The 13,900-nt window shown below is 42.7% G+C and carries 13 protein-coding genes and 1 pseudogene; 3 read left to right on the top strand and 11 right to left on the bottom strand.

The genetic code is table 11. The features are described 5' to 3' along the window. Positions 1 to 8: 8 nt before the first annotated feature. From rsmG to CTN07_RS15245, 11 genes and pseudogenes are all read right to left on the bottom strand, one after another. Complete coding sequence (rsmG, locus tag CTN07_RS15295; RefSeq protein WP_005302257.1) at positions 9 to 629, bottom strand: 16S rRNA (guanine(527)-N(7))-methyltransferase RsmG; 621 nt, start codon at positions 627 to 629, stop codon at positions 9 to 11. Positions 630 to 638: 9 nt separating this feature from the next. Next, positions 639 to 2,528: a tRNA uridine-5-carboxymethylaminomethyl(34) synthesis enzyme MnmG gene (mnmG, locus tag CTN07_RS15290; protein WP_005302259.1), complete on the bottom strand. Its 1,890-nt coding sequence runs from the start codon at positions 2,526 to 2,528 to the stop codon at positions 639 to 641. Between the two features lie 436 nt (positions 2,529 to 2,964). After that, complete coding sequence (gene mioC / locus CTN07_RS15285; RefSeq protein ID WP_036764615.1) at positions 2,965 to 3,405, bottom strand: FMN-binding protein MioC; 441 nt, start codon at positions 3,403 to 3,405, stop codon at positions 2,965 to 2,967. Positions 3,406 to 3,573: 168 nt separating this feature from the next. Then, on the bottom strand, positions 3,574 to 4,941 hold the full coding sequence (gene mnmE, locus CTN07_RS15280) for a tRNA uridine-5-carboxymethylaminomethyl(34) synthesis GTPase MnmE (RefSeq protein ID WP_005302263.1): 1,368 nt from the start codon (positions 4,939 to 4,941) through the stop codon (positions 3,574 to 3,576). A gap of 135 nt (positions 4,942 to 5,076) precedes the next feature. After that, positions 5,077 to 6,699, bottom strand: a complete 1,623-nt coding sequence (gene yidC, locus CTN07_RS15275) for a membrane protein insertase YidC (RefSeq protein WP_005302266.1) — start codon at positions 6,697 to 6,699, stop codon at positions 5,077 to 5,079. Between the two features lie 2 nt (positions 6,700 to 6,701). Then, a complete protein-coding gene (yidD, locus tag CTN07_RS15270) occupies positions 6,702 to 6,959 on the bottom strand; it encodes a membrane protein insertion efficiency factor YidD (RefSeq protein ID WP_075985224.1) in 258 nt (85 codons plus the stop codon). Continuing rightward, positions 6,926 to 7,291, bottom strand: coding sequence for a ribonuclease P protein component (gene rnpA / locus CTN07_RS15265; protein WP_370466046.1), 366 nt, complete (start codon positions 7,289 to 7,291; stop codon positions 6,926 to 6,928). The genes yidD and rnpA overlap by 34 nt, the downstream gene beginning before the upstream one ends. 3 nt (positions 7,292 to 7,294) lie before the next feature. After that, positions 7,295 to 7,432, bottom strand: a complete 138-nt coding sequence (rpmH, locus tag CTN07_RS15260) for a 50S ribosomal protein L34 (RefSeq protein ID WP_005302269.1) — start codon at positions 7,430 to 7,432, stop codon at positions 7,295 to 7,297. 184 nt (positions 7,433 to 7,616) lie between these two features. Then, positions 7,617 to 8,377: pseudogene (locus CTN07_RS15255) on the bottom strand (amino acid ABC transporter ATP-binding protein). Beyond that, on the bottom strand, positions 8,374 to 9,045 hold the full coding sequence (locus CTN07_RS15250; protein WP_005302273.1) for an amino acid ABC transporter permease: 672 nt from the start codon (positions 9,043 to 9,045) through the stop codon (positions 8,374 to 8,376). The pseudogene CTN07_RS15255 and the gene CTN07_RS15250 overlap by 4 nt, the downstream one beginning before the upstream one ends. A 35-nt stretch (positions 9,046 to 9,080) precedes the next feature. Then, positions 9,081 to 9,836, bottom strand: coding sequence for an amino acid ABC transporter substrate-binding protein (locus CTN07_RS15245; protein WP_005302276.1), 756 nt, complete (start codon positions 9,834 to 9,836; stop codon positions 9,081 to 9,083). 439 nt (positions 9,837 to 10,275) lie between these two features. Between CTN07_RS15245 and dnaA the strand changes: the two genes are divergently transcribed. The 3 genes from dnaA to recF are packed head-to-tail and all read left to right on the top strand — an operon-like array spanning position 10,276 to position 13,885. Then, positions 10,276 to 11,700: a chromosomal replication initiator protein DnaA gene (gene dnaA, locus CTN07_RS15240; protein WP_005302278.1), complete on the top strand. Its 1,425-nt coding sequence runs from the start codon at positions 10,276 to 10,278 to the stop codon at positions 11,698 to 11,700. A 1-nt stretch (position 11,701) separates the two neighbouring features. Continuing rightward, complete coding sequence (dnaN, locus tag CTN07_RS15235; RefSeq protein ID WP_005302281.1) at positions 11,702 to 12,799, top strand: DNA polymerase III subunit beta; 1,098 nt, start codon at positions 11,702 to 11,704, stop codon at positions 12,797 to 12,799. A 3-nt stretch (positions 12,800 to 12,802) separates the two neighbouring features. Continuing rightward, a complete protein-coding gene (gene recF / locus CTN07_RS15230) occupies positions 12,803 to 13,885 on the top strand; it encodes a DNA replication/repair protein RecF (RefSeq protein ID WP_005302284.1) in 1,083 nt (360 codons plus the stop codon). Positions 13,886 to 13,900: the final 15 nt, after the last annotated feature.

The following is a 13,900-nucleotide window of genomic DNA, read 5'->3' as shown; positions in this document are numbered from 1 at the left end:
CTCAATTATCATTCCTTTGCGCTTAGCACCACAAGGTGACGCTCACCATCCAATTCAGGTACACGCAGAGAGTTAACCTCATTTACCGTGCACCAGTCAGGAAGTTCTGCCACTTCTTGTTCACTAAACTGTCCTTTAAGTGCTAAAAAGTTACCATTCGCCTTAGGTAGGTGGTGACACCAAGTGACCATATCCGTCATCGATGCAAATGCTCGACTCAAGACACCATCAAATCCTTCTTCAGGTTGGAACTCTTCAACACGACTCTGTACTGGTGTCACATTGGTAATTTTTAATTCAAAAATGACCTGACGAATAAAACGAATTCGTTTACCTAAGCTATCGAGCAAAGTAAAAGATTTCTCTGGACACATAATTGCCAGAGGAATCCCCGGTAGACCAGGTCCGGTACCCACATCAATATAGTGGTCACCTTTTAGGTATTCACTTACGACAATACTATCCATGATATGTTTCACTAACATCTCATTTGGATCACGCACAGAAGTCAGATTATACGCTTTATTCCATTTGTTCAGCAGTTCAACATAGCCTACTAGCTGGTCTAATTGCTGTTCTGTGACCTGTAGGTCAGTTTGAGAAATTAATTGGGCTAAACGTTGTTTCACAACAAACTCCTATTCGCCTTTTTTCAGCAAGCCTTGCTTTTTCAGGTACACAAGCAGCAATGAGATAGCCGCAGGAGTAACACCTGAAATACGAGATGCCATACCTACCGTTTCCGGTTTTGCATCGTTTAGCTTCGCAATAACTTCGTTTGATAGACCTTTAACAACGCTATAGTCTAAATCAAATGGTAGTTTGGTTTTTTCATGGCGAAGTGATTTTTCTACTTCATCTTTTTGGCGATCGATATAACCTTGGTATTTAACCTGGATTTCGACTTGCTCACTCGCTTGCGTATCTTCAAGAGCCGGACCAAAAGTCTCAATCGCTGTTAGCATGTCATAAGTCACTTCTGGACGACGAAGTAGATCCTCACCACTTGCTTCACGTACGATAGGTGTTTTTAGGATCTTATTAAGTTCATCAACTTGTGCTGAATTTGGATTGATCCAAATATCTTTCAAACGTTGACGTTCTTGTTCCATATTTTCGATCTTCTGATTGAAACGAGCCCAACGCTCATCATCAACCAAACCAAATTGACGACCCATTTCGGTTAGACGTAAATCGGCATTATCTTCACGAAGTAGCAGACGGTATTCCGCGCGAGAGGTAAACATACGGTATGGTTCTTTCGTACCAATTGTTGATAGGTCATCAATCAATACACCCATATATGCCTGATCACGACGAGGGCTCCAACCATCTTTGCCTTGAGCGCACAACGCAGCGTTCATACCCGCTAATAGGCCTTGTGCAGCTGCCTCTTCGTAGCCAGTTGTACCGTTAATCTGACCGGCGAAGAACAAGCCTGCCATAAATTTGGTTTCAAAAGTTTGTTTTAGATCGCGAGGATCAAAGAAATCGTACTCGATAGCATAGCCAGGTCGAACGATATCTGCGTTTTCAAAACCTTTCATTGAGCGCACGATCTGCATCTGAACATCAAATGGCAAACTGGTTGAGATACCATTTGGATACAATTCATGCGTTGTTAAGCCTTCTGGCTCAATAAAGATTTGATGGCTGTTTTTATCTGCAAAACGCATTACTTTGTCTTCGATAGATGGACAGTATCGAGGACCAACACCTTCGATTACACCCGCATACATTGGGCTACGATCTAGGTTGTTGCGAATTACATCATGAGTACGTTCATTGGTATGAGTGATAAAACAAGGGATCTGACGCGGATGATCCGATTGCTTACCCATAAATGAAAATACAGGAGTTGGATTATCACCAAACTGTTTTTCTAGCACGCTAAAATCAACAGTACGCGCATCAATTCGAGGTGGTGTACCCGTTTTTAAGCGGCTTACACGAAATGGAAGTTCACGTAAGCGATGAGCTAGTGCTATGGATGGTGGATCGCCTGCACGACCGCCATTGTAGTTCTCTAAGCCAATATGGATTCGGCCGCCAAGGAAAGTACCTACGGTCAATACCACAGCTTTAGCGCGGAATTTCAACCCCATTTCAGTTACTGCACCAACAACACGATCTTGCTCAACGATAAGATCAGTAACGGCTTGTTGGAATAGCATCAAGTTAGGTTGATTCTCTAATGCTTCACGAACCGCCGCTTTGTAAAGTGCACGGTCAGCTTGAGCACGAGTTGCGCGAACAGCAGGGCCTTTAGAAGAGTTAAGTGTACGAAATTGGATCCCGCCTTTATCGATGGCACGCGCCATTAGGCCGCCAAGTGCATCGACTTCTTTAACCAGGTGTCCTTTCCCGATCCCGCCGATAGCTGGGTTACAAGACATTTGACCCAATGTGTCAATATTATGCGTCAAAAGTAAGGTTTTTTGTCCCATTCGAGCAGCAGCGAGCGCAGCTTCAGTACCTGCGTGACCACCACCCACAACGATGACATCAAAATTATCCTGGTAAAACATGGAACTGCCTTAGGTATTTTAAATAGCCAATGAGTTAACTACGAGCAAAGGGACGTTATTCTATCCTTTTTCTTAAAAAGAGAGAATCTTTCATCAAGATCATTTGATCATGAGTTTTGTCTTCTTTAAATATATATAAAGATCTTTTAAGAAGATCTTTTGTTAGATCTACTATTAAGATCGCATGATCGTGTGGATAAGTGATAAATGATCCTAATGATCATGAGTTTATCGAGGATCATTTGCTGTGGAGGAGCTTGGATCTTATTTGGGATTAGCTGGGATCTAAATGGCCACTTATACACAGGGCATGGGGGATCTAAAACTTATACAATGGATAACTAAGGGTTGATCACTGTTTAGATCTATAGTTATCCACAGAAAAAAGTTTTAGATCCGGCTTAAAATTGAGTAATAATTGATGAATTATTAACCGTTATAACGTATTTTTCCATTGCTCAAGCCAGATTTCTGCTGGTTCTTCAGGTACTGGATGAGCTGAAACATCAATATCAAGGCGTGGAGCGATAAGTTTTGCCCCTAGATCCACCAGCATTTGTTCTATTTTCTTTCCTGCGGCACAGAAGGTGTCATAACTACTATCACCTAAACCAACTACAGCCAGTTTGAGCTCTGAACAATCGGGCTTTTGTTCAATAATTTGAGATGCAAGGTTTTGAAAATTATCAGGAAAATCACCTGCTCCATGAGTTGAACACACAATAATCCACAACCCGCTGGTGGCTAGATTGTTTAAATCGGCCTGATTTTCAATTTCTGTGTTGTGACCATCTTCTGTTAATAAATCAGCCAGATGCTCTGCAACATATTCTGCACCGCCTAAAGTACTGCCGGTGATAAAAGTGATATCTGTCATACAATCCTCAATGATACGTTCATGACGTTGCAGCGATTGTACAAGCTTATAGAAAATAAAACAGAGAGAAAAAGTAGGGGATAACCGAGGTGGTTGGGGGAGAAGAGAGAAGAAAAGATCCACAACTTATTGCGTTAAGGTGTGGATCTTAATCAAAAAGGGATCGCTTTACTTACCAATACAGAATGAAGTAAAGATCCGGCCAAGAAGATCGTCTGAGGTAAATTCCCCTGTAATCTCACTAAGATGTTGCTGAGCAAGACGAAGTTCTTCCGCTAGAATTTCACCTGCCATATAGCCTTCTAGCTGAGATTTACCGATTTCTAGGTGTTCTGCTGCGCGTTCTAAGGCGTCTAGATGGCGACGACGAGCCATAAAACCACCTTCGGTTGTACCAGAGAAGCCCATACACTCTTTTAGGTGCTGACGTAAGCTATCAACGCCTTCTCCGGTTAAAGCAGATAAACGGATCAAGGTTGGGTTATTAACATGGCAGATCCCGGCTTGTTCACCGGTAAGCTCGATCTTATTGCGGATCACCGTTAGGCCCATATTTTCGGGTAGGCGTTCAATAAAATCAGGCCAAATTTCTTTTGGATCTGTTGCATCAGTTGTGGTGCCATCGACCATAAATAATACGCGATCGGCTTGTAAAATTTCATCCCAAGCTCGTTCAATACCAATTCTTTCTACTTCATCGGATGCTTCGCGTAGGCCTGCGGTATCGATAATGTGTAGCGGCATACCATCAATATGGATATGTTCACGCAGTACATCACGAGTTGTACCTGCAATATCGGTAACAATTGCGCTGTCTTTTCCTGAGAGGGCATTCAGTAGGCTTGATTTACCAGCATTAGGACGGCCAGCAATCACTACCTTCATGCCTTCACGCATAATAGAGCCTTGGTTGGCTTCTTTGCGTACGGCTTCTAGGCGGTCAATGATGCGGTTAAGATCGCCTGATACTTTACCGTCAGAGAGAAAATCAATTTCTTCTTCAGGAAAATCAATGGCAGCTTCAACGTACATACGTAGATAAATAAGAGACTCAACCAGTTCATTAACACGAGTTGAGAATGCGCCTTGTAGCGACTGGAAGGCACTTTTAGCCGCTTCTTCAGAGCTGGCATCAATCAGGTCGGCAATCGCTTCTGCTTGAGCAAGATCCAGTTTGTCATTCATAAAAGCGCGTTCTGAGAATTCACCAGGGCGAGCAGGACGAATACCATCAAGCGTTAGAATACGGCGAATCAACATATCCATTAAAACTGGGCCGCCATGGCCTTGCAGTTCTAGAACATCTTCGCCTGTAAATGAATTTGGACCTTTAAAGAATAAAGCGATGCCCTGATCAAGAGCGGTGCCATCTTCATTCTTGAAAGGCAGATATTCGGCATAACGAGGACGGAGTTCTCGACCCGCAACAGCTAAAGCCACTTCTTTAGCTTTTGGGCCTGAGACACGAATAATACCTACGCCACCACGGCCTGGCGGTGTAGCTTGAGCGACAATGGTATCTGTATGTTGATTCATAACTTGTGACTTAGCTTAAAAATAAGGCGGTGATTGTAAACTAGAGTAGCGGATAACACCTAATAATCCATCATCAATCTTTTTTAACCAATAAAAAAGGCGACCTTAAGGTCGCCTTTTTAGTAAGAATTGAGGTTACGACTTAGAGTGTAAGCCTTTCTTCTCTAGTGAACGATAAATCAGAGTTTGCTGAATTAGCGTTACGATGTTTGATACTAGCCAGTATAGAACTAGACCAGATGGGAACCATAGGAAGAAGAAAGTAAACATAACAGGCATAAATGTCATGATCTTCTGCTGCATTGGGTCCGTAATAGTCGATGGGCTCATCTTCTGAATCATGAACATAGTGATACCCATCAGAATTGGCAAGATGTAGTAAGGGTCTTGCGCTGATAGGTCATGAATCCAGCCGAAGAATGGCGCATGACGTAGTTCTACCGATTCCATCAGAGCCCAGTATAGCGCGATGAAAATTGGCATTTGAACCAGGATAGGTAAACAGCCACCAAGTGGGTTTACTTTTTCCTTACGGTATAGCTCCATCATCTCTTGGCTTAGGCGTTGACGGTCATCACCGAAACGCTCACGCATTGCTTGCAGCTTAGGCTGTAGCATGCGCATTTTCGCCATAGAAGTGTATTGTGCTTTTGTTAGTGGGTACATGGCACCACGAACAATGAAGGTCAATACCATGATAGCTACACCCCAGTTACCCACGATGCTGTGGATAAATGAAAGAAGCTTATGAAGTGGGCTTGCAATGAACCATAACCAACCGTAGTCAACCGTTAGGTTTAAGTTTTTCGCAGTTGCTGCCATTTCATTTTGTAGCTTAGGACCTACCCATAATGTTGCTTTTAATGTGTCAGTCGCACCTGGTGCAACGGTCACAGCAGGCATACGAACACCGATATAACCATTACCGTCGCTTGAACGAGAGTACAGGTTATTTAGTGATTCATTACCGTCACGAGGGATCCAAGCTGATACAAAGTAGTGTTGAAGAACCGCTACCCAACCATCTGGTGTAGTAACATTTAGGTTCTTATCTTTCATATCATCAAAGCTGTACTTCTTGTAGTTAGTATCAACTGATGAGTATGCGCCACCTTGGTATGTTGGCATAGTTAGGCTGCTCTTGCTTGCAACTAGAGAGTGGCGAAGCTGAGCGTACATTTGAACTGATGTTGGAGCTGCACTTTGGTTATCGATAGTGTAATCAACATTTACAGCGTAGCTGTTAGGCTTAAGAACAAATGTTTTAGTGTATTTAATTCCATCTTTCTCATAAGTCATAGGAACGCGAAGTTCTTTTTGATCAGGAGCTAGAGTGAAATCTTTACCAGAAACGGTAAATTGAGCGCGGCCAGCATTAGTATCAATACCGTTTTGACCAATAAGGCCAGATTGTGCCACATAGCTGTGTTCAGGATTGTTCTCTAATAGCACAAATGGGTCTTTTGAGCCTAGAGTGTTGTTGTATTTAAGTAGTTTTGCATCTACTACGTCACCACCAAGCGTATCGACAGTAAGCGCCAGTACATCGGTTTTAATGGTGATTAAGTTTTGCGAGCTACTTTGATCAGTGACTAGCTGACCATCAGCAGAATGTGAAGGCACATCACCGCTGTTGTTAACTTGTTGCGCTACACCCTGGCTTTGAGGCTGAGGGTTTTTGTCGCTGTTCCACTGTTGAAACAGTAGAAAAGAAACAAACAGTAGAGCAATTAACAGAATATTGCGTTGGGAGTCCATCGTTATTTATCTCTGTCGTTATGCTTGGTTGGCGGAACGGGGTCATAACCCCCGCAGTTCAAAGGGTGACATCTTAATAGACGTTTCGCCGCTAACCAACAACCTTTTATCGCTCCATGCGTTTTTATGGCTTCTATCGCATATTGTGAACATGTAGGGGTAAAACGACAGCGTGGTCCAATCAATGGACTGATCGCAAGTTGGTAAAAGCGGACTAGTCCAATGACTAGCCACGCGAAGGGCGAGACAGGCGATGCCATAATTTATCTAACAACTTATTGAGCTCGTCGTTGCTTAAATCCTGAGCACTCTTTCTTGCGATAACAACGAAATCTTTGGCTGGTAGCTGATGTTGCTTTAAACGGAAGCTATCACGAACGACACGTTTAAATCGATTACGAGCTACAGCTGTTTTGATCTGCTTTTTAGGAACGGCAAGACCAAGACGGGGATAACCTAGAGAGTTATTACGGGCAAGAATAGTTAAGTGAGGAGAGCCAGCACGATGAGCTTGCTGGAAGACTGCTTGATAATGTTCGGGAGTTAACAGACGTAACTCCCGAGAGAATGCGAACTTATCCAAAATAATCAAAGATTACTTAGATAGACGCTTACGGCCTTTAGCGCGACGTGCGTTGATAACTGCACGACCGTTCTTAGTCGCCATACGTGCACGGAAACCGTGAGTACGCTTACGCTTTAGAACTGAAGGTTGAAAAGTGCGTTTGCTCATTTTGTTACCTTAAAATTAACTGATCAGTTTTTAAGTTGTTACGGCTTTATTGGTCAGTTTAACCATTAGCCTCTAACAAAGAGGCGGAATTGTAATCACTGACCAACAAAGAGTCAATCATTATACCCATATGAGTATGGGCGCTGAATTATACGTCTTGTTTGTTTTTGTGCAAGGATCCTTTTTAGATCCCAACTTGATTTAAGAATTTTTTTAATCGCAGATCGTGTGGTTGAGTAAAGATCTGATCCGGTGTTCCTTGTTCAACAAATTGACCATCAGCCATAAAGATCACTCGGTCAGCAACTTCACGGGCAAATTGCATTTCATGGGTGACGATAATCATAGTTTGTTGTTTTTTAGCTATTTTTTTTATAAGTAGTAATACCTCTCCAACCCATTGAGGATCCAGTGCTGAGGTCGGTTCATCAAATAAAAGCAGCTCTGCTTGTTGAGCCATTGCTCGTCCGATCCCAATGCGTTGTTGTTGTCCTCCAGATAGTGCAATGGGATAAAAATCGGCTTTATCTGCTAAGCCAATTTCTTGCAAAATATTTAATGCAATTTTATAAGCGCGCTGTTTTGACCATTTTTTTACAGTAATTAAACTTTCGGCAATGTTCTCTTTGGCGGTCAAATGCTGAAAGAGGGCTTGGCGGTCAAATGCTGAAAGAGGGCGTAATTTTGAAACACAAATCCAGTTTGTTGCCGCAAAGCTAGCCGCTGTTGTGCATTCGTTTTAGGGTAGTGCAGAGAGACATCATTAATGGTAACCGAACCCGAATCGGCTTGTTCTAAGCTGTTTATGGTACGTAATAATGTTGATTTTCCTGTTCCAGATGGACCGATAATCGCCACAATTTCACCGGGTTTTATCGTTAGATTCAGATCGGAAAATAGAGTCTGTTCACCAAAGCGTTTGGTCAGATTTTTTATCGTTATCATCGGGTATACGCCTTATTTAAACGAGTTTCAGCCAAAGTTTGTAAGCGAGTAAGCACTATCACTATTAACCAGTATATTAAGGCGACGGCTAGGAATGCCTCAAAGAATCTAAAGCTTGATGAAGCCTCCATTTGTGCTTTTGCCATGATTTCTGGAACCCCTAATGCAAACGCCAATGAGGTCGATTTAATCATATCGATAAAGTAGTTCATCAAAGAAGGTAAGGCGATACGCATGGCCTGCGGCAAAATAATGCGTCGCATCGCCTGTTGTTCACTCATTCCTATTGCTAGGCTGGCTTCGTACTGACTGTTATCGATACCTAAAATTGCCCCACGAATGGTTTCTGCCATATAAGCAGCAAAATGAAGACTTAAACCAATGACTGCTGCGCTATAGCCATCAAGGCCTACAAAAGCGGGAATAACTTGCGGTAGGCCGTAATAGAACAAAAACAGTTGTACTAACAAAGGTGTCCCACGAAAGAAACTAATATAGAGTAGACTTAAGCTGTTGAGTCCCCATATACGTTTAATACGAATCAACGCAATCACTAGGGCCAAGAATAAGGCAAAAATCATCCCCCACAGTGCCATTGAGAGTGTCGTTGTTAAGTATTTGGCTAATATGGGCAACAACGACACCATATAACTTACATCAAACCCCATCGCCATCTCCTTTGATTAATTAAGTTAGTGGCTACTTACTGAGTGATGTCACTAGCAAACCATTTTTCCGATAATTGACGCAATGTGCCGTCTTTGCGCATGTTGGCGAGAGCTTGGTTAACCTCTTGTTGGAGCTTTTTCCCTTTCTCGGTTCGACTAAATGGCCAAGCATTTTCTATTTGTTCAAAAGGTTGTCCTGCCAGTTGTAGCGGAAGGTTGACCTTTTTAATGACTTCTAATGATGATAATCGATCCATCACAAAAGTATCGGTGCGGCCTAAAGCTACGTCGTGCTCAATACCTGTGTCGTAGGTTTTGATATTGATCTGGTCGGCATTAGGTAGTTGGCGTAGCAGTTGCTCATAGTTAGAGCCTAAATTCACGCCTACGGTTTTGCCGTTGAGATCGGACGTTGAGGTAATGGCATTGTTTCCTTTACGCACGACGAGTTGAGCACCATCAATGACATAAGGTTGCGAGAATAAAAATTTGTTTTGGCGTTCGGGGGTTATGGTGATCTGATTTGAAATCGTATCGATCCGTCCGGTTTCTAATAAACCAAATAAACCAGAGAAGTTAGCGGTAACAAAATCGACTTTATAATCGTTACGTTTACCTATTTCTTGCCATAAATCGACTTCAAAGCCCTGTAATTGGTCTTGCTTAACAAAAGTGAATGGGAAATAGCGTCCAGACATACCAACTTTGACCTCTGTTGCGGCAAAAATGCTGCTCGATCCGATTAAGGCAAAAGTTATCGCGGCAAAACGCAGAGATTGGCTAATTTTCATAAACTGACTTCCTGTATTTTTATTGTGTTGTGCTATGGCTGTCATCGTACTTGGTTATATAAAGGTTTTTTAAATAACTTTAAGTTATTTGAAATAACCGATTACTCATACTTATTGAGCTTAAAACGATAAAACAGTGACTTACTCACAAGTGATTTTTATGTTGTGGATGGAATATCCAAAGGTGGGGTAAATAGTAAGTGGATAAGATCGTTATCTTATTGCTATATAATATTTTTGCTTGGATCTTGAAAATGTGTATAGCTGTGTGGGTAAAGTTGCGTAAAAATGGCCGGATCGGACAAAAAGATGTGAGATCTATGTGAATAAGTCCGATCTTATTCACTGGATCTGCGATCTTCTTACTGGCGATCCGAGGCTAAGGGGTATAAAATTACATCCCTTTTGTGTTTTGTTTATTTAATGTGTGGAGTCGAACTTGTCATCTTCGCTTTGGTTGCAGTGCCTTCAACGCTTACAGGAAGAACTCCCTGCGACAGAATTCAGCATGTGGGTTCGCCCTTTACAAGCCGAACTTAACGATAATACGCTGACATTGTTTGCGCCAAATCGTTTTGTTCTCGATTGGGTTAGGGATAAGTACCTAAATAATATCAATCGTCTACTGAATGAGTTTTGTGGACAGGACGTGCCGATCTTGCGTTTTGAGGTAGGTAGTAAGCCTATTTCAGCTCCAAGCATTACGCCTGCGCCAGCTCCCATTCTGACTCCAACGCCGATCCCTGTCGTGACTCCGGCCCCAGCTCCGATTGAAGCTGCGGTAATGCCGGCAGACATTCTACCTGCCGTTGCTCATCCAGCGGCACAGCAAGCGGGTGGTTGTCGCTCGAATGTAAACCCAAAACACAACTTTAATAATTTCGTGGAAGGTAAATCTAACCAGTTAGGTTTAGCGGCTTGTCGTCAGGTGGCAGATAATCCAGGCGCGGCTTATAACCCATTATTTTTATATGGTGGTACTGGTTTAGGTAAAACGCACTTACTACACGCTGTGGGTAATGCTATTGCTGATCGTAAGCCCAATGCCAAAGTGGTTTACATGCACTCTGAACGTTTTGTGCAAGATATGGTGAAAGCTCTGCAAAATAACGCGATCGAAGAATTTAAGCGTTACTATCGCAGTGTTGATGCGTTGCTTATCGATGATATTCAATTTTTTGCCAATAAAGAGCGTTCACAAGAAGAGTTTTTCCACACGTTTAATGCGCTACTTGAAGGCAATCAGCAGATCATTTTGACCTCGGATCGCTACCCACGAGAGATCAACGGGGTAGAGGATCGTCTAAAATCACGCTTTGGTTGGGGACTCACGGTAGCAATTGAGCCGCCAGAACTTGAAACGCGTGTTGCTATCTTAATGAAGAAAGCTGAAGATCATAATATTCGTTTGGCTGATGAAGTGGCGTTTTTTATTGCTAAGCGCTTACGTTCTAATGTTCGCGAACTAGAAGGGGCGTTAAACCGAGTGATTGCAAATGCAAACTTCACTGGACGTGCCATTACCATTGATTTTGTTCGTGAAGCTTTACGCGATTTGCTCGCATTACAAGAGAAACTCGTTACCATAGATAATATTCAAAAAACGGTTGCTGAATACTACAAGATCAAAATGGCCGATATGTTATCTAAGCGTCGTTCTCGTAGCGTGGCACGTCCTCGTCAAATGGCGATGGCTCTGGCCAAAGAATTAACTAACCACAGTTTACCTGAGATTGGTGATGCTTTTGGTGGTCGCGACCATACTACGGTATTGCATGCTTGTCGCAAGATTGAGCAGCTTCGTGAAGAAAGCCACGATATCAAAGAAGATTATTCTAACCTAATTCGAACACTGTCATCTTAATATGAAATTTACTCTTGCCCGTGAACAACTATTAAAGCCCTTACAGCAAGTATCTGGTGCGTTAGGTCGTCCATCCTTGCCGATTTTGGGTAATATTTTGCTGCAAGTTGAAGAGGGATTGCTCTCTTTAACCGGTACCGATTTAGAAGTAGAACTGGTTGCCAAAATTGTCCTTGAAGGGGAGTTTGAAGCCGGTGCTATTACTGTCCCATCGCGTAAGTTCTTAGATATTTGCCGAGGACTGCCTGATAGTGCAACCATTTCAGTGTCCGTAGAAGGCGATCGCGCACTGATCCGCTCTGGTCGTAGTCGTTACTCATTAGCAACACTGCCTGCAAGTGACTTTCCAAATATCGATGATTGGCAAAGTGAAGTTGAATTTGAGCTGGAACAGAGCCGTTTACGCCAGTTGATTGATAGCACACAGTTTTCAATGGCTCATCAAGATGTACGTTATTACCTAAACGGCATGTTGTTTGAGACCGATGGCAAACTATTACGTACAGTGGCAACAGATGGTCACCGTATGGCTGTGTGTGCCATCGATACCGCGTATGATGTGCCATCAAAACAGATTATCTTACCTCGTAAAGGGGTACTAGAGTTGGTGCGTCTGCTTGATAACCCAGAAGCGCCGGTTCAGATTCAAATTGGCGGTTCTAATCTGCGAGCAACGGTAAATAACTTTGTCTTTACTTCTAAGCTTGTTGATGGCCGTTTCCCTGATTATCGCCGAGTTTTACCGCAAAATAGCAATAAGTTTGTTACAGCAAGTTGTGATGAATTGCGTAAAGCATTTTCTCGTGCGGCGATTTTATCTAATGAAAAATTCCGTGGCGTTCGCGTCAATTTAGCTGCAGGTGAAATGCGCATTACCGCTAATAACCCAGAGCAAGAAGAAGCTGAAGAATTTTTGGATGTTGATTATCAAGGTGAGCCAATTGAAATTGGGTTTAACGTTAGCTATGTGCTAGATGTTCTTAACACTTTGAAATGTGAACAGGTCAAAATGTCTTTAACTGATGCGAATGCTAGTGCGTTGCTCGAAGATAATGCGGTTGATGACGCTATGTATGTGGTCATGCCGATTAGACTATAATTCATGGCACTAACACGTTTAATTGTTAAAGATTTTCGTAATATTGCTGACTGCGATTTGGAACTATCTCCCAGTTTTAATTTCTTAATTGGGGCCAATGGCAGCGGCAAAACCAGTGTGCTTGAAGCGGTTCATTATTTAGGTCATGGCCGCTCTTTTCGCAGCCATTTAACGGGTCGAGTGATTCGTCATGAGCAAAGTGAACTCTTTGTTCATGGCCGGGTTCAAGGAGAAGGGACACAATTACCTCAACCGGTTGGCATTAATAAAAAGCGAGATGGTACAACGGAAGTAAAAATTGCTGGCGAAGGGAATCAGAAGCTCGCTCAATTAGCCCAAATTCTTCCTTTACAGCTAATCACCCCTGAAGGTTTCGATCTACTCATTGGTGGGCCTAAGTTTCGTCGTGCATTTATTGATTGGGGCGTGTTTTATGTTGAGCCTAAGTTCTTTCAAGCTTGGAGCCGACTAAAACGATTAACCAAACAACGTAATGCGTTACTTAAGACCGCAACCAGTTATCGAGAACTCTCATATTGGGATCAAGAATTGGCTCAATTGGCTGAGCAGATTGATCTGTGGCGCAGTGATTACTTAGCCGCAGTAAAACAAAAAGCCAATGAAATTTGTTTAGGCTTTTTGCCAGAATTTGACATTCAACTCGGATACTACCGAGGATGGGAAAAAGAGACGCCTTATGGGGAGTTATTGCGTCGTAACTTTGAGCGCGATTGTCAGCTCGGTTATACCGCAAGTGGTCCTCATAAAGCCGATTTACGAATTAAAGTTGCTGGTACGCCTGTCGAAGATGTGTTGTCTCGCGGGCAATTAAAGTTAATGGTTTGTGCGCTTCGTTTAGCGCAAGGGCTTCATTTGACGGAAGTGACCGGTAAACAGTGTATTTATTTAATTGATGATTTTGCTTCCGAGCTGGATAGCCACAGGCGTGCGTTGCTTGCGCAGCGATTAAAGGAGACCCACGCCCAAGTTTTCATTAGTGCGATCAGTGCTGATCAAATAACTGATATGCAGGATGAAAAAGGTAAGATGTTCTTAGTAGAACACGGTAAAATAACCGCAGGATAATTTAAGCGAGAGTAA

The sequence above is a fragment of the Photobacterium damselae genome (genome assembly GCF_003026815.1).
GTDB classification, from domain to species: domain Bacteria; phylum Pseudomonadota; class Gammaproteobacteria; order Enterobacterales; family Vibrionaceae; genus Photobacterium; species Photobacterium damselae.
Note: the sequence above shows the minus strand (reverse complement) of the source record. Positions and strands in the feature narration are given on the sequence as shown.

Coding starts and splice junctions, on each gene's coding strand:
- mnmE (WP_005302263.1), bottom strand. CDS start 4,941: ATGAATCAACATACAGATACCATTGTCGCTCAAGCTACACCGCCAGGC.
- yidD (WP_075985224.1), bottom strand. CDS start 6,959: ATGGCATCGCCTGTCTCGCCCTTCGCGTGGCTAGTCATTGGACTAGTC.
- mioC (WP_036764615.1), bottom strand. CDS start 3,405: ATGACAGATATCACTTTTATCACCGGCAGTACTTTAGGCGGTGCAGAA.
- yidC (WP_005302266.1), bottom strand. CDS start 6,699: ATGGACTCCCAACGCAATATTCTGTTAATTGCTCTACTGTTTGTTTCT.
- mnmG (WP_005302259.1), bottom strand. CDS start 2,528: ATGTTTTACCAGGATAATTTTGATGTCATCGTTGTGGGTGGTGGTCAC.
- CTN07_RS15245 (WP_005302276.1), bottom strand. CDS start 9,836: ATGAAAATTAGCCAATCTCTGCGTTTTGCCGCGATAACTTTTGCCTTA.
- dnaN (WP_005302281.1), top strand. CDS start 11,702: ATGAAATTTACTCTTGCCCGTGAACAACTATTAAAGCCCTTACAGCAA.
- CTN07_RS15250 (WP_005302273.1), bottom strand. CDS start 9,045: ATGGGGTTTGATGTAAGTTATATGGTGTCGTTGTTGCCCATATTAGCC.
- recF (WP_005302284.1), top strand. CDS start 12,803: ATGGCACTAACACGTTTAATTGTTAAAGATTTTCGTAATATTGCTGAC.
- rpmH (WP_005302269.1), bottom strand. CDS start 7,432: ATGAGCAAACGCACTTTTCAACCTTCAGTTCTAAAGCGTAAGCGTACT.